The sequence below is a fragment of the Pseudomonas sp. IPO3774 genome, from assembly GCF_013386835.1.
Taxonomy (GTDB): Bacteria; Pseudomonadota; Gammaproteobacteria; order Pseudomonadales; family Pseudomonadaceae; genus Aquipseudomonas.
This window is the reverse complement of the sequence record NZ_JACAQY010000008.1, coordinates 249,276-266,679: the sequence shown is the minus strand read 5'-3', so window position 1 is coordinate 266,679 and position 17,404 is coordinate 249,276. Positions and strand designations below refer to the sequence as shown.

18 protein-coding genes are annotated in these 17,404 nt (G+C 59.8%); 10 read left to right on the top strand and 8 right to left on the bottom strand.

Features of this window, described 5'->3' with window-relative positions; translation table 11 throughout:
* Nucleotides 1–215: 215 nt before the first annotated feature.
* Nucleotides 216–1,415 carry a tyrosine--tRNA ligase gene (gene tyrS / locus HYE77_RS04825; RefSeq protein ID WP_003210928.1) on the bottom strand — a complete coding sequence of 400 codons (1,200 nt, stop codon included), beginning with the start codon at nt 1,413–1,415 and terminating at the stop codon, nt 216–218.
* 211 nt (nt 1,416–1,626) lie between these two features.
* Between tyrS and HYE77_RS04820 the strand changes: the two genes are divergently transcribed.
* A complete protein-coding gene (locus tag HYE77_RS04820; protein WP_177068487.1) occupies nt 1,627–3,042 on the top strand; it encodes a peptidoglycan DD-metalloendopeptidase family protein in 1,416 nt (471 codons plus the stop codon).
* Nucleotides 3,043–3,045: 3 nt separating this feature from the next.
* Complete coding sequence (locus HYE77_RS04815) at nt 3,046–4,137, top strand: anhydro-N-acetylmuramic acid kinase (RefSeq protein WP_177027965.1); 1,092 nt, start codon at nt 3,046–3,048, stop codon at nt 4,135–4,137.
* 66 nt (nt 4,138–4,203) lie between these two features.
* Here HYE77_RS04815 and erpA read toward each other — a convergent pair whose 3' ends face one another.
* Both erpA and argC read right to left on the bottom strand, forming a co-directional pair.
* Entirely contained in the window at nt 4,204–4,554 is a 351-nt protein-coding gene (erpA, locus tag HYE77_RS04810) for an iron-sulfur cluster insertion protein ErpA (RefSeq protein ID WP_003176443.1), read from the bottom strand.
* Between the two features lie 162 nt (nt 4,555–4,716).
* A complete protein-coding gene (argC, locus tag HYE77_RS04805; protein WP_003210935.1) occupies nt 4,717–5,751 on the bottom strand; it encodes an N-acetyl-gamma-glutamyl-phosphate reductase in 1,035 nt (344 codons plus the stop codon).
* A 136-nt stretch (nt 5,752–5,887) separates the two neighbouring features.
* Here argC and hemJ point away from each other — a divergent pair, with 136 nt between their 5' ends.
* From hemJ to coq7, 6 genes are all read left to right on the top strand, one after another.
* A complete protein-coding gene (hemJ, locus tag HYE77_RS04800) occupies nt 5,888–6,316 on the top strand; it encodes a protoporphyrinogen oxidase HemJ (protein WP_177068486.1) in 429 nt (142 codons plus the stop codon).
* 24 nt (nt 6,317–6,340) lie between these two features.
* Nucleotides 6,341–7,309, top strand: a complete 969-nt coding sequence (locus tag HYE77_RS04795; protein ID WP_003210939.1) for a nitronate monooxygenase family protein — start codon at nt 6,341–6,343, stop codon at nt 7,307–7,309.
* Nucleotides 7,310–7,371: 62 nt separating this feature from the next.
* The gene (locus HYE77_RS04790; protein WP_087694716.1) at nt 7,372–8,337 is read left to right on the top strand and encodes a DUF805 domain-containing protein; all 966 of its coding nucleotides are present in this window, start codon (nt 7,372–7,374) and stop codon (nt 8,335–8,337) included.
* 62 nt (nt 8,338–8,399) lie between these two features.
* Nucleotides 8,400–9,188, top strand: a complete 789-nt coding sequence (locus HYE77_RS04785) for an SDR family oxidoreductase (protein ID WP_010167219.1) — start codon at nt 8,400–8,402, stop codon at nt 9,186–9,188.
* Between the two features lie 46 nt (nt 9,189–9,234).
* The gene (locus tag HYE77_RS04780; RefSeq protein ID WP_003210943.1) at nt 9,235–9,573 is read left to right on the top strand and encodes a histidine triad nucleotide-binding protein; all 339 of its coding nucleotides are present in this window, start codon (nt 9,235–9,237) and stop codon (nt 9,571–9,573) included.
* 196 nt (nt 9,574–9,769) lie between these two features.
* Complete coding sequence (gene coq7 / locus HYE77_RS04775) at nt 9,770–10,417, top strand: 2-polyprenyl-3-methyl-6-methoxy-1,4-benzoquinone monooxygenase (protein WP_003210945.1); 648 nt, start codon at nt 9,770–9,772, stop codon at nt 10,415–10,417.
* A gap of 64 nt (nt 10,418–10,481) precedes the next feature.
* On the opposite strand, the gene HYE77_RS04770 is transcribed toward coq7, so the two are convergent.
* Complete coding sequence (locus HYE77_RS04770) at nt 10,482–10,904, bottom strand: OsmC family protein (protein ID WP_003210947.1); 423 nt, start codon at nt 10,902–10,904, stop codon at nt 10,482–10,484.
* A gap of 250 nt (nt 10,905–11,154) precedes the next feature.
* Here HYE77_RS04770 and crp point away from each other — a divergent pair, with 250 nt between their 5' ends.
* Nucleotides 11,155–11,799 carry a cAMP-activated global transcriptional regulator CRP gene (gene crp, locus HYE77_RS04765; protein ID WP_003210949.1) on the top strand — a complete coding sequence of 215 codons (645 nt, stop codon included), beginning with the start codon at nt 11,155–11,157 and terminating at the stop codon, nt 11,797–11,799.
* Here the strand turns inward: crp and HYE77_RS04760 are convergent.
* The 4 genes from HYE77_RS04760 to HYE77_RS04745 are packed head-to-tail and all read right to left on the bottom strand — an operon-like array spanning nt 11,796 to nt 14,979.
* Complete coding sequence (locus tag HYE77_RS04760; protein ID WP_177068485.1) at nt 11,796–12,494, bottom strand: lipoate--protein ligase family protein; 699 nt, start codon at nt 12,492–12,494, stop codon at nt 11,796–11,798. The two genes, crp and HYE77_RS04760, sit on opposite strands and share 4 nt — an antisense overlap.
* Complete coding sequence (gene trpC / locus HYE77_RS04755; protein ID WP_003210953.1) at nt 12,494–13,330, bottom strand: indole-3-glycerol phosphate synthase TrpC; 837 nt, start codon at nt 13,328–13,330, stop codon at nt 12,494–12,496. The genes HYE77_RS04760 and trpC overlap by 1 nt, the downstream gene beginning before the upstream one ends.
* A complete protein-coding gene (gene trpD / locus HYE77_RS04750) occupies nt 13,327–14,376 on the bottom strand; it encodes an anthranilate phosphoribosyltransferase (protein WP_003210955.1) in 1,050 nt (349 codons plus the stop codon). The genes trpC and trpD overlap by 4 nt, the downstream gene beginning before the upstream one ends.
* 9 nt (nt 14,377–14,385) lie before the next feature.
* Nucleotides 14,386–14,979: an aminodeoxychorismate/anthranilate synthase component II gene (locus HYE77_RS04745; RefSeq protein WP_177068484.1), complete on the bottom strand. Its 594-nt coding sequence runs from the start codon at nt 14,977–14,979 to the stop codon at nt 14,386–14,388.
* 412 nt (nt 14,980–15,391) lie between these two features.
* Here HYE77_RS04745 and estP point away from each other — a divergent pair, with 412 nt between their 5' ends.
* Nucleotides 15,392–17,314 carry an esterase EstP gene (gene estP, locus HYE77_RS04740; protein WP_003210959.1) on the top strand — a complete coding sequence of 641 codons (1,923 nt, stop codon included), beginning with the start codon at nt 15,392–15,394 and terminating at the stop codon, nt 17,312–17,314.
* Nucleotides 17,315–17,404 lie beyond the last annotated feature (90 nt).

The following is a 17,404-nucleotide window of genomic DNA, read 5'->3' as shown; positions in this document are numbered from 1 at the left end:
CTCTTTTTCTCCGCTTTCGACCGAGAAGATCGAAACGTTAACAAGGCCAAACAACACTGCCTTACTAACTCCTTCTGGGCTTCGATGATCTGAAGCAACTCGCTGTCGAAACCTACATAACTCTTTGTTTACCAAGGAGTTTTCCGTTTCGACTGCGCCGGAAGTGGGGCGAATTATAGACAGATATAAAACGCCGTCAACAGTTAATTTCAGGTTTATTCGGATTTAAGCGTAATACGCGCAAATGCCTTCTTGCCGGCCTGGCAAACGTGGGTCGCGCCCAGTTCGTATATAAAGGTGCGATCGACAACCTCACCATCTATACGTACACCGCCAGACCCCAGAAGGTCGCGCGCCACCGCCGAGTTCTTCACCAGGCCCGCCTTATTAAGGACGGCAGCGATCGGCATTGCCTCGCCAGCAGTCAATTCAATCTCAGGCAGATCATCCGGCAGCTCGCCATCCTTCATACGGTTACCCGCAGCACGGTGAGCACTGGCCGCAGCCTCTTCACCATGGAAGCGCGCAACAATCTCTTCAGCCAGCTTGATCTTCACATCCCGCGGGTTAGCCCCAGCTTCCACTTCAGCACGCAATGCATTGATCTCATCCATCGAGCGGAAACTCAACAGTTCGAAGTAACGCCACATCAGCGCATCCGGAATCGAAACCAGCTTGCCGTACATCACACCCGGCGCTTCCTGGATACCGACATAGTTACCCAGGGACTTGGACATCTTCTTGACGCCATCCAGCCCTTCCAGCAACGGCATCGTCAGAATGCACTGAGCCTCTTGCCCATACGCACGCTGCAGCTCACGCCCCATCAGCAGGTTGAACTTCTGATCAGTACCGCCCAGCTCGACATCGGCACGCAACGCCACCGAGTCATACCCTTGAACCAATGGGTACAGGAACTCATGGATAGCGATCGGCTGATTAGTGGAGTAGCGCTTATCGAAGTCATCGCGCTCGAGCATGCGAGCAACGGTGTACTGGGACGTAAGACGAATGAAATCCGCCGGCCCCATCTGATCCATCCAGGTGGAGTTGAAGGCCACCTCGGTCTTGGCCGGATCAAGAATCTTGAAGACCTGGGTCTTGTAGGTCTCGGCGTTATCGAGAACCTGCTCACGGGTCAGCGGCGGACGCGTAGCGCTCTTGCCGCTCGGATCGCCGATCATCCCGGTGAAGTCACCTATAAGGAAGATCACCTGATGCCCCAGTTCCTGGAACTGGCGCAGCTTATTAATAAGCACCGTATGCCCAAGGTGCAGATCCGGCGCCGTCGGATCAAAGCCGGCCTTAATACGCAGGGGCTGGCCACGCTTGAGCTTTTCGATCAGCTCAGCTTCGACCAACAGTTCTTCCGCACCACGTTTGATCAGCGCTAGCTGCTCTTCAACCGACTTCATAACAGACCCGCAAGGCTCAGATTCAAAAGGGAACCAACCATACAAGATCAGGGACTAATTACAAGTTTTGCCCTGCGCACGGACACCGTTCAGCAAGCCCAGCGTTCGCAAGCTTGCACCACAGATGATTTGGTTATATTTTATACAGTTATTTCATCTTCATCATGTCATTCATCTTTTCCAATTCATCTTTTCAAAGTCAAAATTACTTATGACCACAGAACCGTCTAAAGCGCCGCCGCTTTACCCGAAGACCCACCTGCTCGCCGCAAGTGGGATCGCCGCCCTTCTGAGCCTGGCACTCCTGGTATTTCCTTCCAGCGACGTAGAAGCCAAACGAACGACCCTAAGCCTTGACCTTGAAAGTCCGGTTGAGCAACTGACACAAGATCAAGACGCTTCCGACGCACTTCAAGCCACAAATGGCGCAGCCGAATCGCCGTTTGCCCAGATCGAAAGCAGCGCCGAAGACACCAAGGAAACCGCGCAGGCCGAACCTGCGGTAGCAGAGGCACCCAAGAACCCGCTGCACCGGGAAGTCATTGTTGCCAAGGGCGACACCCTTTCGACCCTGTTCGAAAAGGTCGGCCTCCCCGCCGCGACGGTCAACGATGTACTGGCAAGCGACAAGCAGGCCAAGCAATTCACCCAACTCAAGCATGGCCAGAAGCTTGAATTCGAACTGGCGCCCGACGGCCAGTTGACCAACCTGCACAGCAACGTCAGCGACCTGGAAAGCATCACCCTGACCAAAGGCGCCAAAGGCTTTGCGTTCAACCGCATCACCACCAAGCCGGTCATGCGCTCCGCCTATGTACACGGCGTGATCAACAGCTCGCTGTCGCAGTCCGCCGCCCGCGCCGGCCTGTCCCACAGCATGACCATGGACATGGCCAGCGTGTTTGGCTACGACATCGACTTCGCCCAGGACATTCGCCAGGGTGACGAATTCGACGTGATCTACGAACAGAAGGTCGCCAACGGCAAGGTCGTCGGCACCGGCAACATCCTCTCTGCGCGATTTACCAACCGTGGCAAGACCTACACCGCCGTGCGCTACACCAACAAACAAGGCAACAGCAGCTACTACACCGCCGACGGCAACAGCATGCGCAAGGCGTTCATCCGTACCCCGGTTGACTTCGCCCGTATTAGCTCGCGTTTCTCGATGGGTCGCAAGCATCCAATTCTGAACAAAATTCGCGCTCACAAAGGCGTCGACTACGCCGCCCCGCGTGGCACGCCGATCAAGGCTGCCGGTGACGGCAAGGTCTTGCTGGCTGGTCGCCGTGGCGGCTACGGCAACACCGTGATCATCCAGCACGGGGCCACCTACCGTACGCTGTATGGCCATATGCAAGGTTTCGCCAAGGGCATCCAGACTGGCGGCAACGTCAAGCAGGGCCAGGTGATCGGTTACATCGGCACTACCGGGCTGTCCACCGGCCCGCACTTGCACTACGAGTTCCAGGTCAACGGCGTGCACGTCGACCCACTGGGCCAGAAGCTGCCAATGGCCGACCCGATCGCCAAGGCCGAGCGCGCTCGCTTCCTGCAGCAGAGCCAGCCATTGATGGCCCGCATGGACCAGGAGCGCTCGACTCTCCTGGCTTCGGCGAAGCGCTAAGCCATGTCGCTCTATATAGGTGTGATGTCCGGGACCAGCCTTGATGGCTTGGACATTGCGCTGATCGAGCAAGGCCCGGCGATCAAGCTGATCGCCACCCACTACATCCCCATGCCTGAATCCCTGCGTTCCGAGCTGCTTGGCCTGTGCGCCAGCGGCCCGGACGAGATTGCCCGTTCGGCGCTCGCGCAGCAGAACTGGGTGACGCTTGCCGCCCAAGGTATTCACGCCCTACTCGATCAGCAGAACCTCAAGCCCCAGGACATTCGAGCGATTGGCAGCCACGGCCAAACCATTCGTCACGAACCTGCACGGGGTTTTACCGTGCAGATCGGCAACCCGGCACTGCTCACCGAATTGACCGGAATCACCGTCGTCAGTGATTTCCGCAGCCGCGATGTCGCCGCCGGAGGCCAAGGCGCCCCGCTGGTGCCTGCATTTCATGAGGCACTGTTTGGCGAGCGTACGGGCAACCGCGCCGTACTGAATGTGGGCGGCTTCAGCAACCTCAGCCTGATCGAGACCGGCAAACCGGTCGCGGGCTTCGACTGCGGGCCGGGGAATGTCCTGCTGGATGCCTGGATTCACCAGCAACGCGGCGAGAACTTCGACCGCGATGGCCAGTGGGCTGCCAGCGGGAAGGTTGAACCCCAGCTACTCAAGGCATTGCTCAGCGATCCGTTCTTTGTGACCAAGGGGCCAAAAAGCACCGGTCGCGAAGTCTTCAACCTGGGATGGCTTGAGCATCACCTGGGACGATTGCCGCCATTCGCAGCCCAGGACGTGCAAGCCACATTGCTCGAGCTGACTGCCCTGACCATCGTCGAATCCCTGCAAACCGCCCAATCACAGACCGAAACCCTGCTGGTCTGCGGCGGCGGCGCCCACAACGCAACCTTGATGAGCCGCCTGAGCGCCCTGCTGCCGGCGACCCAGGTCAGCAGCACCGCCACCTGCGGCGTAGACCCTGACTGGGTCGAAGCCATGGCGTTCGCCTGGCTGGCCCATTGCTGCCTGGAAGGCATCGCCGCCAACCGCCCCAGCGTCACCGGCGCCCGCGGCCTTCGTGTACTCGGCGCGATCTACCCCGCCTGAATCCCACACAGCAAAACGCCGCTTGGCCCTATCAAGGCCAAGCGGCGTTTTTATATCCGCTGTCGATCAGATCGAGAACGAAGACCCGCAACCACAAGTGGTGGTGGCATTCGGGTTCTTGATCACGAAGCGCGAACCTTCCAGACCTTCCTGATAGTCCACCTCGGCTCCTGCCAGGTACTGGAAGCTCATCGGATCGACAACCAGGCTGACGCCCTCGCGCTCAACGATGGTGTCGTCATCGGCCACGTCTTCATCGAAGGTAAAACCGTACTGAAACCCTGAACAACCGCCGCCCGTAACAAATACGCGCAGCTTCAAGCGATCATTACCCTCTTCATCGACCAGGCTCTTCACCTTGTGCGCAGCACCGTGGGTGAATTGCAAAGCCGTGGGGGTGAAGGATTCAACGCTCATGCTGATAATCTCCCGGCGTAGCGCCGCCATATGCGTGATGGCGGGCATTATCCGCTTCTCCTAGAAAAGCGGTCAACTATTGTTACGGTATATCAATCTGCGCAGCGGCCATTAAAAACACGAAAGGCCCGATCAACGGGCCTTTGCGCAACAGCAGAAAATTTACGGCAGCATGCCCGCGTGGGACAGGCCCAGCTTCTCATCCAGGCCAAACAGGATGTTCATGTTCTGCACAGCCTGGCCCGAAGCGCCCTTGACCAGGTTGTCGATGACCGACAATACCACCACCAGGTCACCATCCTGTGGACGATGCACTGCGATACGGCACACGTTGGCACCGCGCACGCTGCGGGTCTCCGGGTGGCTGCCCGCCGGCATCACATCGACGAACGGCTCATTGGCATAGCGCTTTTCAAACAGCGCCTGCAGGTCTACCGAGCGATCAACGACCGTCGCATACAGTGTGGAGTGGATCCCGCGGATCATCGGTGTCAGGTGCGGCACAAACGTCAGGCCGACATCCTTGCCCGCAGCACGACGCAGCCCCTGGCGAATTTCCGGCAAGTGACGATGGCCTTTGACTGCATAGGCTTTCATGCTTTCCGACGTCTCGGAGTAAAGCGAACCTACAGCGGCCCCACGACCAGCACCACTGACGCCCGACTTGCAGTCAGCAATCAGCCGCGATGCATCCGCCAGCCCAGCTTCCAGCAATGGCAGGAAACCCAACTGCGTAGCCGTCGGATAGCAACCCGGCACAGCGATCAGGCGTGCTTGCTTGATCTGCTCACGATTGACTTCCGGCAGGCCGTACACCGCCTCTTCCAGCAACTGCGGTGCACCGTGAGGTTGGCCGTACCACTTGGCCCACTCATCGGCGTCCTGCAGGCGGAAGTCTGCCGACAAGTCGATCACCTTGGTACCGGCGGCCAGCAACTCGCCCGCCAGGGCATGGGCCACACCGTGGGGCGTGGCGAAGAACACCACATCGCAGGCGCCCAACGTCTTGATATCCGGAACGCTGAACGCCAGGCCGTCATAGTGGCCTCGCAGGTTCGGGTACATATCGGCCACAGCCAGGCCGGCCTCGGATCGGGAAGTGATCACCACCACCTCAGCTTGCGGATGCTGAGCCAACAGACGCAGCAATTCGACACCGGTGTAACCCGTGCCGCCGACGATACCGACCTTGACCATAAACCTGCCCTCAACGAACCCACTGGAAAGCCGTCGATAATAGGGTTCGTATCGTCCTGCGACAACCTTCAACATGACGTGTAGACGCAAGAGCCACTACTATCTTCAGCTACCGTGAACCTGGGAATAACTAAAAATGCTTTATCTATGGGTCAAAGCCTTTCATATCGTCAGCATCGTCTGCTGGTTTGCCGCGCTGTTCTACCTTCCGCGCCTGTTCGTCTACCACGCCCAAAGCGAGGACACCATCAGCAAGGAACGCTTCGGCGTGATGGAGCGCAAGCTGTACCGCGGCATCATGGGCCCGGCGATGATCGCCAGCCTGGTGTTCGGCGGCTGGCTGATCTACCTCAACCCGGCCATCTTTCAATCCGGCGGGTGGATCCACGCCAAGTTGACTCTGGTAGTACTGCTCATCGGCTACCACCATATGTGCGGCGCGCAGGTAAAACGTTTCGCCCGTGGCGAAAACACCCGCAGCCATGTCTTTTATCGCTGGTTCAATGAAGTGCCAGTTCTGATATTGCTGGCTATCGTAATTTTGGTCGTGGTCAAACCGTTCTAATCTCTATTACTCGGGGTACTTCCAATGTCGCTGCCCGCTTCGCTCGAACACAGTCTGCGCCTGCCCGTCGTGGCTGCGCCGATGTTTCTGATCTCCAACCCGCAACTGGTGCTGGCCTGCTGCCGCAACGGGATCGTCGGCAGCTTCCCTGCCCTCAACCAGCGGGAAAGCAGCGGCTTCAAGGCGTGGCTGGAAGAAATCGAAGCGGGCCTGGCGCTGCTGGATAACCCGGCGCCCTATGCGGTCAACCTGATCGTGCACAACAGTAACCCGCGGGTGGAAGCTGACCTGGCGATCTGCGTCGAGCACAAGGTGCCGATCGTCATCACCAGCCTGGGCGCGGTGAAAGAATTGGTAGACGCGGTGCATAGCTACGGCGGCCTGGTATTCCACGATGTCACCACCCGGCGCCACGCCGAAAAAGCCGCTGAAGCCGGCGTCGATGGCCTGATCGCCGTTGCGGCGGGCGCCGGTGGCCACGCCGGCACCTGGAGCCCGTTCTCGCTGATCGCAGAAATCCGTCAGTTCTTCGACAAAACCCTGCTGCTCGCCGGTTGCCTGAACCACGGCCACGAAATCCTCGCCGCGCAACTGCTCGGCGCCGACCTGGCCTATTTCGGCACGCGTTTTATCGGCACCACCGAAAGCCATGCCCCGGATGCCTATAAAGAGATGCTGCTCACATCGCGCGCCGCCGACATCGTGCACACTCCAGCCGTCTCCGGTGTTCCCGCAAGCTTCATGCGCCAGAGCCTGGAAAATGCCGGTTTCGACCTCGCCGCGCTGCAAGGCAAGGGTGAAGTCAATTTTGGCTCCAAGCTCAAGCCACTCAACGACGAAGCCAAAGCCTGGAAGACCGTGTGGTCCGCCGGCCAGGGCGTCGGAGAGATTGATGATTTGCCCAGCGTCGATGAACTCGTGGCCCGCCTGGATGCCGAATACCGCAAGGCGCTCGAGCATGCGGCACAATTGCCTGAACGCTGGCCACGCTGATCCGCGATCCAAAGCCTGCTGATCAAGGCAGGCCTCCCCATTCAAGTGACAAGGATGCCCGCATGAGCGACAACCGTTTCAAGATTGTGTTTGATGGCGCATTGCTCCCGGGTGTCGAAAGCACCACCGCCAAGCTGAACCTCGCCGAGTTGTTCAAAAGTGATGTCGACGCGATCGAAAAGCTTTTCACCGGCCGCCCGGTCGCGCTGAAACGCGACCTTTCCCGCGCCGATGCCGAGACCTATCTGCAAGCGCTGAAAAACGCCGGGGTGGATGCGCGGATAGAAGAAGAGCAGCCGGTCGCCTTCAGCCTTGCCGAAACCCATGAAACGGACTCCGGCAGCGCGACTGGCTACACCCGCCCCGCCGCATCGCCTTACGCCCCGCCCCGGGCCGCGGTTGGCGAGAACCTGCCGGAGTTTTCCACCCTTAAGGTATTCACCGTCAACGGCCGGATCGGACGCCTGCGCTTCCTGGCGTGGACGCTGGTGCTGAGCGTGGTGATCCTCCTCGTCTCAAGCGTGTTCTTCACCGTCGGACTTGGTATCGCTGCGGTCTCTCCGACGATTGCCATGGTCATTGGCTTCCTCGTGGGGATTGCCATACTCGTGGCCGCTGTGTGGGTCAGCGTACAGATCACCGTGCAGCGCCTGCATGACCTGGGCTGGTCCGGCTGGCTGTGGTTCCTGCACCTGGTGCCCTTCGTTGGCAGCATCTTCCCGATCCTGCTGATGGTCCTCCCCGGTAACACGGGCGCAAACCAGTACGGCGCGCCACCACCGCGTAACTCCACTGCGGTGAAAATCCTCTCCGCATTGTGGCTCGCTTTCATTCCGCTGGTATTTGCCGGCGCGGTGTTGGTTGGCATGAGCGGCTACCTGGATCAACTGGAAAGCGATGTAGGTGGCAGCTACGAAAGCAGCTCCATCAACTCCGATGACGACAGCGACCAGGCCACCACCGTCGATGAAGTCGATGTGCAAAGTGCTGACGACACAGCCGAACCTGTAGACTCTACGCAACAGTGAAAAACGCCCGACGCCTGTGACGCCTCTGTCACAGGCCCGGTAGCGTTGCGATGGAGAAACGCATGACCCGTTACGCTCTGATCACCGGTGCCTCCAGCGGCATCGGCCTGGCCTTGGCCGAAGCACTGGCCCGTCGCGGCCGCAGCTTGATTCTGGTGGCCCGCCAGCGTGATCAGTTGGAAAGCATTGCAATCGAATTGACTCAGCGCTTCGGCGTCGAGGTGCTGTTCCGTGCCTGTGACCTGGGCGAGCCCCTGCGGCTCTCCGGGTTCCTGCTGGAACTGGAAGAAGGCGAGCGGCAGATCGACCTGCTGGTCAACTGCGCCGGCATCGGTACCAGCGGCCCGTTCCTGGCGCAGGACTGGATGACCGAGCAGGACCTGATGGAGGTCAACATCCTCGCCCTGACCCGCATGTGCCACGCACTCGGCAACGCCATGGCCCTGCACGGCGGCGGGCAGATTCTCAACGTCGCGTCGGTTGCCGCGTTCCAACCCGGCCCATGGATGAGCACTTACTACGCCAGCAAGGCCTACGTGCTGCACTTTTCCGAAGGCTTGCGCGAGGAACTGAAGACCTGCGGCATCAAGGTTTCCGTTCTTTGCCCCGGCCCGACCCGCACCGCATTCTTCGGCACCGCCCAAATGGACACCGCCAAGCTGGATCGCAGCCAACAGTTGATGAGCCCGGAAGAAGTCGCGCTCTACACCGTGCGTGCGCTGGCCAAGAACAAAGCCATCATCATTCCCGGCCGGCGTAATCGCTGGCTGGCGTTCAGCCCGCGCCTGAGCCCGCGCTGGCTGACCCGCAAGATTGCCGGCGCGATCAACAAGGCCTATTGCCCGCGCTGATCGCCTGAGTACACTCACCCTGCACTTTCACAATGGAGAAACAGCTGTGGATACTCTGTTCACCAAGATCATCAACAGAGAAATACCCGCGAAGATCATCTACGAGGATGACCAGGTCCTGGCCTTCCACGACATCGCGCCAATGGCACCCGTGCATTTCCTGGTGATTCCGAAAAAGCCGATCCGCACCCTCAACGACCTCACCGAGGAAGACAAGGCGCTGGCCGGGCATATCCTGTTCACCGCCCAGCGCCTGGCGGTTGAGCAAGGCTGTGAGAAGGGCTTCCGTGTGGTGATGAACTGCAACGAAGATGGCGGACAGACCGTTTATCACATCCACATGCATGTTCTGGGTCAACGCCAGATGAACTGGCCGCCGGGCTGAGCACTACCCGTGGCGAGGCAGCTTGCTGTGGCGAGGGAGCTTGCTCCCGCTGGGCTGCGTAGCAGCCCCAAAAACGAGAGCGCTGCGCACTCCAGCGCGAGCAAGCTCCCTCGCCACACAAGCAATTTGACCCAGCGCAAACGCTTCCCCCTCTCTTGCGGTAAACTGGCCGCCGAGATTCTTCCCGGAGGTCAGCATGACTACCCAACGTCACTACTCGCCGATTGATCGTCTGTTGCTGCAAGCCGATACGGCCATGCGCACGCTGCTGCCATTCAGCGGCCAACCGCACCGCCCGTCGCCCGCCATCGTGCGGCCCGAAGCGCAGATGAGCGAGACCGACACCCGCCACGTCGCCGGCCTGATGCGTATCAACCATACCGGCGAGGTCTGTGCCCAGGCGCTGTACCAGGGCCAGGCCCTGACCGCCAAGCTGCCGCAAGTGCGCGCCGCGATGGAACATGCCGCCGAAGAAGAAATCGATCACCTGGCCTGGTGCGAACAACGCATTCGCCAGTTGAACAGCCATCCGAGCGTGCTGAACCCGCTGTTCTACGGCTTATCGTTTGGCATTGGTGCGGTGGCCGGGCTGATCAGCGACAAAGTCAGCCTGGGTTTTGTGGCCGCCACCGAGCATCAGGTGTGCAAACACCTCAATGAACACCTCGAGCAACTGCCGGCTGAAGACGAAAAGTCCCGTGCGATTCTTGAGCAGATGCGCATTGATGAAGAACATCACGCCGAAAGCGCGCTGGACGCGGGCGGCTTCCGCTTCCCGGCACCGGTGAAATTTGGCATGAGCCTGCTGGCCAAGGTCATGACCAAAAGCACGTACCGCATCTAGTTTCAGCAGAAAACAAAAAAGGGCGCTATCAAGCGCCCTTTCTTTTTGCCTGCCGATTGAAGAATCAGCCCAACTCAATGATCTCGTAATCATGAGTGATGGCAACGCCCGCAGCGCCCAGCATGATCGAGGCCGAGCAGTACTTCTCCGCCGACAACTCGATGGCCCGCTTGACCTGGGCTTCTTTCAACGCCCGGCCCTTGACGACAAAGTGCATGTGGATCCTGGTAAACACCTTCGGGTCTTCGGTGGCACGCTCGGCTTCCAGGAATGCTTCGCAGCTTTCCACCGCCTGGCGGGACTTCTTCAGGATGCTCACCACATCGAAATTGCTGCAACCGCCTACACCGAGCAGGAGCATTTCCATCGGGCGTACGCCCAGGTTGCGGCCACCGGCTTCCGGCGGGCCGTCCATGACCACCACGTGGCCACTGCCCGACTCACCGAGGAACATGGCTTCGCCCGCCCATTGGATGCGTGCCTTCATCGCCCAGACTCCACTGCTAAAAAAGGGTCGCCAGCTTAGCACAGCACTTTGGGCCGGCAGCGTTTCCCATGAAAGCGATCAACAGCAGGGTTTGCTGGGTAAATTCCCTAATGAAGTCAGAATGTGTCTGTTAAGCTGGCGCCAAATCAATGGCGCATTGCCATCCATTGGATGATGTAGCTTAGCCGTTGATCGCGCTGGATAAAAAAACAAGCTCACCAACACCGTGCAGTCTTTTCGGGATACAACCATGGTTGCTATTACTCCCACACCCAAAATCAAGAACCTCGACAAACTGCTGATGCATTGTCAGCGCCGGCGTCATCCAGCCAAGCACAACATCATCTGCGCGGGCGAGCGCTCGGAATCCCTGTTCTTCATTATCAAAGGCTCGGTCACCATCCTGATCGAGGATGACGATGGTCGCGAAATGATCATCGCCTACCTCAATACCGGTGATTTCTTCGGTGAACTCGGGCTTTTCGAACAAGCCGGCAAGGAACAGCAACGCAGTGCCTGGGTGCGGGCCAAGGTCGAATGCGAAGTCGCCGAGATCAGCTATACGAAATTTCGCGAACTGGCCCAGCAGGATCCCGACATTCTGTACGCCCTGAGCGGCCAGATCGCACAGCGCCTGAGAGACACCACGCGCAAAGTCGGCGACCTGGCGTTCTTCGACGTCACCGGCCGGGTTGCCCGCTGCCTGCTGGAGTTGTGCAAGCAACCGGACGCCATGACCCATCCCGACGGGATGCAGATCAAGATCACCCGCCAGGAAATCGGGCGGATCGTCGGTTGCTCAAGGGAAATGGTTGGCCGCGTGCTCAAGGACCTGGAGGAACGCAACCTGGTGCATGTCAAAGGCAAGACCATGGTGGTCTTCGGTACGCGTTAAACCGGCAGGAAACTCGCAAGCATCTGACGGTACAACGTATCAAGCCGGGCAATCGCATCTGGCGCCACAAAGGCCTCGTGCAGGGCGATGTGGCTTTCGGCGCGCACCCGTTGTTCCAGGCCGCATGCTTCATTGAAGCGATTGACCGCGGCGATCAACTCGACGCGATCGTCATCCAGCAGCAACGCACCATGCACCAACCCCACCGGGCGCCCGCCACTCTGGCGCCAGCGCTGGGCGGTACCGACCATTTTGCGACCATCAAGGTTGACGTTGTAGCGACCGTCGCAAAACGCACCGTCGATCTCGCCCACCGACGCGTTGCCACCCAACTCGATCAGCAGGTCGCAAATCGGCTGGCACAGACGCTGGTAGCCGGTTTCGATACGGCCCTGGTCACCTTCACTGCGTGGTGGCGCGTAGACTAACGCGATATTGACCGTGGCTGCCGATTGCGGGACAGGCTCACCGCCCGTTTCCCGCAGCAGCACCGGCCAACCGGCATCTGCCGACACCTGGCTGGCGGTCTCGAATGCCGGAAGGCGGCTCAAACGACGAGGCATCACCAACGCTTGATCGCTGGGCTGCCAGAACAGCAGGCCGAACGGTTGCTCGCCGGCACAGACCGCGGCGAGCAAATCCTGCTCGGCCTTAAGGCCTGCCTCGACCGTCATCGCCACCGGCTGGGTCATCATCAATCCAGGGTCGAGCCACTGACGGCAACGCCACGCTCCGGGAAGAACAGGCGCTGCAATTCAGCCCCCGGGTTCTCGGCACGCATGAAGGTTTCGCCGACGAGGAACGAGTACACGCCGCTGATTTCCATCAGTTCCACATCGGCGCGATTGACGATGCCGCTTTCGGTGATCACCAACCGGTCGCGCGGGATGCGCGGCAACAGGTCGAGGGTGTTTTCCAGGCTGACTTCGAAGGTGTGCAGGTTGCGGTTGTTGACGCCCACCAACGGTGTGTCGAGGGTTTTCAACGCGCGTTCCAGTTCATCACCGTCGTGCACTTCCACCAGCACGTCGAGGCCGACGCTCTTGGCCACGGCCGCCAGTTCAGCCATTTTCACGTCATCCAGTGCGGAGACGATCAACAGCACGCAATCGGCGCCCAAGGCACGGGCTTCGACGATCTGGTACGGGTCGACCATGAAGTCCTTGCGGATCACCGGCAGCGAACACGCCGCACGCGCTTGCTGCAGGTACAGGTCGGCACCCTGGAAATAGTCGATATCGGTCAACACCGAGAGGCACGTCGCGCCGCCCTTTTCATAGCTTTTGGCGATGTCTTCAGGGATGAAGATCTCGCGAATCACGCCCTTGCTCGGCGAAGCCTTCTTGATTTCAGCGATAACGGCCGGCTGTTTTTCCTTGGCCTGCTTGATCAGCGCATTGGCGAACCCACGCGGTGCATCTGCGGTTTTCGCCAGGCCTTCCAGCTCAGCCAGGCTGACCCGGGCACGGCGCTCGGCGACTTCTTCTGCCTTGCGGGCCAGGATTTTTTCCAGAACGGTCGGAACACTCATCCTTCATTCTCCACTTTGAACACCGCAGTAAACGCACCCAGTTCTTCGAGCTTTTCGCGCGCCAGCCCGGTATGCAATGCATCATGAGCGAGGGCAACACCCTCTTTAAGACTGTAGGCGTGATCCGCGGCGTACAGCGCCGCACCGGCGTTGAGCACAATCATTTCTGCGGCTTTCTGGCCGTTTTCGGTCTTGCGGCGTCCCAGGGCATCGCGAATCAGTTCAAGGGAGGCTGCCGGGCTTTCTACCGCCAGGCCGTGCAGGCTCTGGCTTTTCATGCCGAGGTCTTCTGGCTCGACCCAATACTCGGTGACCTGGTCGTTCTTCAGCTCCGCCACGAAGGTCGGTGCCGCCAGGCTGAACTCGTCGAGGCCATCCTTGGAGTGCACCACCAGCACGTGCTTGCTGCCCAGGCGCTGCAGGACTTCAGCCAATGGCCGGCACAGCGCCTGGCTGAACACGCCCACTACCTGATGCTTCACACCGGCCGGATTCGTAAGCGGGCCGAGCATGTTGAACAGGGTACGCAAGCCCAAGTCCTTGCGCGGGCCGGCGGCGTGTTTCATCGCGCCGTGATGGGACTGGGCAAACATGAAGCCGATACCGACATGATCGATGCAGCGCGCCACTTGTACCGGGGTCAGGTTCAGGTAGATGCCTGCTGCTTCCAGCAAATCGGCGCTGCCGCTTTTACCCGACACCGCGCGGTTACCGTGCTTGGCCACGGTGCAGCCGGCAGCGGCCACCACAAAGGAAGAAGCCGTCGACACGTTGAAAATGTTCGCACCATCGCCGCCGGTGCCGACCACGTCGACCACGCCGTCGAGGGTCTTGAGTTCAACCTTGTCGGCCAGCTCACGCATGACCGACACAGCGCCGACGATTTCGTCGATGCTCTCGCTCTTCATGCGCATGGCCATCATGAACGCGCCGATCTGCGCGTCGGTGCATTGACCGGTCATGATCTCGCGCATCACATCGCTCATTTCAGCGGTGCTCAGGTCCAGATGGCCGACGATACGGCTCAGGGCAGTCTTGATATCCATGAAAAGTCCTTAGCGCGTGCCGCCGCTCTGCTTGAGAAAGTTAGCGAACAGCTCGAAGCCCTGCTCGGTCAAAATCGATTCCGGGTGAAATTGCACCCCTTCGACGTTCAGTGTCTTGTGACGCAGGCCCATGATCTCGTCGATGGAGCCGTCTTCCAGCTGGGTCCAGGCCGTCAGCTCAAGGCACTCGGGCAGGGTTTCACGCTTGACCACCAGCGAGTGGTAGCGGGTTACCGTTACCGGCAGGTTCAAACCCTGGAATACGCCCTGGTCCTTGTGAAATACCGGGCTGGTCTTGCCGTGCATTACCTGGCGGGCGCGGACGACGTCGCCACCGAAGGCCTGGCCGATGGACTGATGGCCCAGGCACACGCCCAGGATCGGCAGCTTGCCGGCAAAGTATTGGATGGCTTCGAGGGAGATGCCCGCTTCAGTCGGCGTACACGGGCCTGGGGAGACGACGATGCGTTCAGGGTTCAACGCGGCGATCTGGGCAACGGTCAATTCGTCGTTGCGCACCACCTTGACCTCGGCGCCGAGCTCGCCCAGGTACTGCACAACGTTGTAGGTAAAGGAGTCGTAGTTATCAATCATCAGCAACATGTGGGTTAAAACCTCTTGAATTCACTGACTTCTAATGACGGCCTTCCAAGGGAGTGACCCGCTGCCAGACGCACTTTCCGGTTGCCGGGGTTGGCCGGCAAGGGGCGTTTAACAGAGGGTGAAGAAGGCAAATCGGTACAGGTCCGGCGGGGCCGGTAGAGAAAAGTTAGGCGCGCCAACGCCAACGGGCGTGTGCCTTGACTACTCGCATCAAGAGTTTGCTGATGATCAACACGGAGAGGGTCTCATTCATACGTTCAGGCACAGTAACGTAGCCTCGCCAACGGTGCAATATCGAGCCGCAAATACGGGGGAAACTGCCCGACTGATAATTGGCGTCAAACTTTTCAGAACCCTTCCAAGGGCGCTACAGTCACAGTGCTGACAAAAAAACAAAATCATGGACGGACTCATGACCAAGATGCCCTATTTCACCCCCATCGTCGGCTGCCTCTTGGCGCTGGCATGCTCGCAAGCCTTCGCCGCGCCCTCGCCTTATTCGACGATGGTCGTTTTCGGTGACAGCCTGGCCGACGCCGGTACATTTGCCGACCCTGGCGCACCGGGCTCAACCTATCGCTTCACCAACCGCACCGGCCCGCAATACTTCGACGGCAGCGGCGAAAGCACATCGCTGATCTCCTCGACGTTATTGGGCGGCAAGCTGGGGGTTGCCCCGGGCGACCTGAATGCCTCGACCTCGCCGGAGCGCGCCGCGCTGGGCCAGCCAGACGGCAATAACTGGGCCGTCGGCGGCTACACCACCCAACAGATCTACGATGCCATCACCGGTAACTCCACCGTCACCGACAGCGACACCGGGCAGGTATTGCGTACACGTCCCGGATACCTGGCATCAACGGGGGGCCGAGCCGACCCCAACGCGTTGTACTTTCTCTCCGGCGGCGGCAATGACTTCCTCGACGGCCTGGTCCTCAGCCCCGACCAGGCCTCGGCCGCAGCCGGGCGCCTGGCCGACAGCGCCCAGGCGCTGCAACAGGCTGGCGCCCGTTATGTAATGGTATGGATGCTGCCGGACCTGGGCCTGACACCTGCCGTCAATGGCACCCCTCTCCAAGGGGCCGTCAGCACCCTGGCCGGCGCGTTCAACCAGACCCTGGTACAGCGCCTGTCGCAAATCGATGCGCAGATCATCCCGCTGAACATTCCGTTGCTGCTCAAGGAAACGTTTGCCGATCCCGGGCGTTTTGGTTTTGCCACCGACCAGAACCTCAACCAGACGTGCTTCAGTGGCACCACCTGCAGGAATCCGGTGTATGGCGTCGGCGGCACCAATCCGGACCCGACCAAGCTGATTTACAACGACACCGTGCACCCGACCGAGGCCGGCCAGGCACTGATCGCCGACTACGCGTATTCGCTGCTGGCAGCCCCCTGGGAAATCACCCTGCTTCCGGAAATGGCCCAAGGCACCTTGCGCGCCCATCAGGATTCATTGCGCAACCAATGGCAAGCCGACTCCCGTAGCTGGCAGGCCGTGGGCCAATGGCGGGCGATCGTCGACGCTGGCGGCCAGCACCTGGACTTCGATGATCAGAACAGCTCGGCCAGCGGTGACGGCAGCGGCTATAACCTGAACATCGGTGGCAGCTACAGGCTCAATGACGAGTGGCGCGTGGGTGTGGCAGCAGGCTTCTATCGCCAGAGTCTTGAGGCCGGCGCCAGCGATTCGGACTACAAGCTCAACAGCTACCTGGGCACCGCGTTCGCCCAGTATCAAGAGGACCACTGGTGGGCCGACGCCGCATTGACCGGCGGCAAACTGGACTTTGACAACCTCAAGCGCAAGTTCGCCCTGGGCATCAGCGAAGGCACCGAGAAAGGCGACACCGACGGCTGGCTATGGGCATTGAGCGCACGGGTTGGGTATGACATCGCCGAGCCGAACAGCGAATGGCACTTCTCACCCTTTATCAGCGCTGACTATTCGCGGGTCGAGGTGAATGGTTATTCGGAGAAAGATGCCCGTTCCACCGCGCTGACCTTTGATGACCAACAGCGCGACTCCAAGCGCCTGGGAATCGGATTACAAGCCAACTACCGCTTCACCCCGCAAACCCTGGTGTTTGGCGAAGTGGCCCACGAGCACGAGTTTGAAAACGATACGCAGCGAGTGGGCATGTCCCTCAACAGCGTGCCGGGGATTGATTTCAAACTGGACGGCTACACGCCACGCAGCAATTCGGATCGCTTGAACCTGGGGATTACCCACAAGGTGACCAAGGACCTGGCGTTGAACGCGGCCTATAACGTGAGAAAGGATGACAACTTTACCCAGCAAGGGCTGAGTGTCGGGGTGAGTCTGGATTTCTGACTCGGACTTGAAACTGACAAATACCAAATGTGGGAGCGGGCTTGCTCGCGAAAGCGGTGCGACAGTCACCTTATATATCGACTGATACAC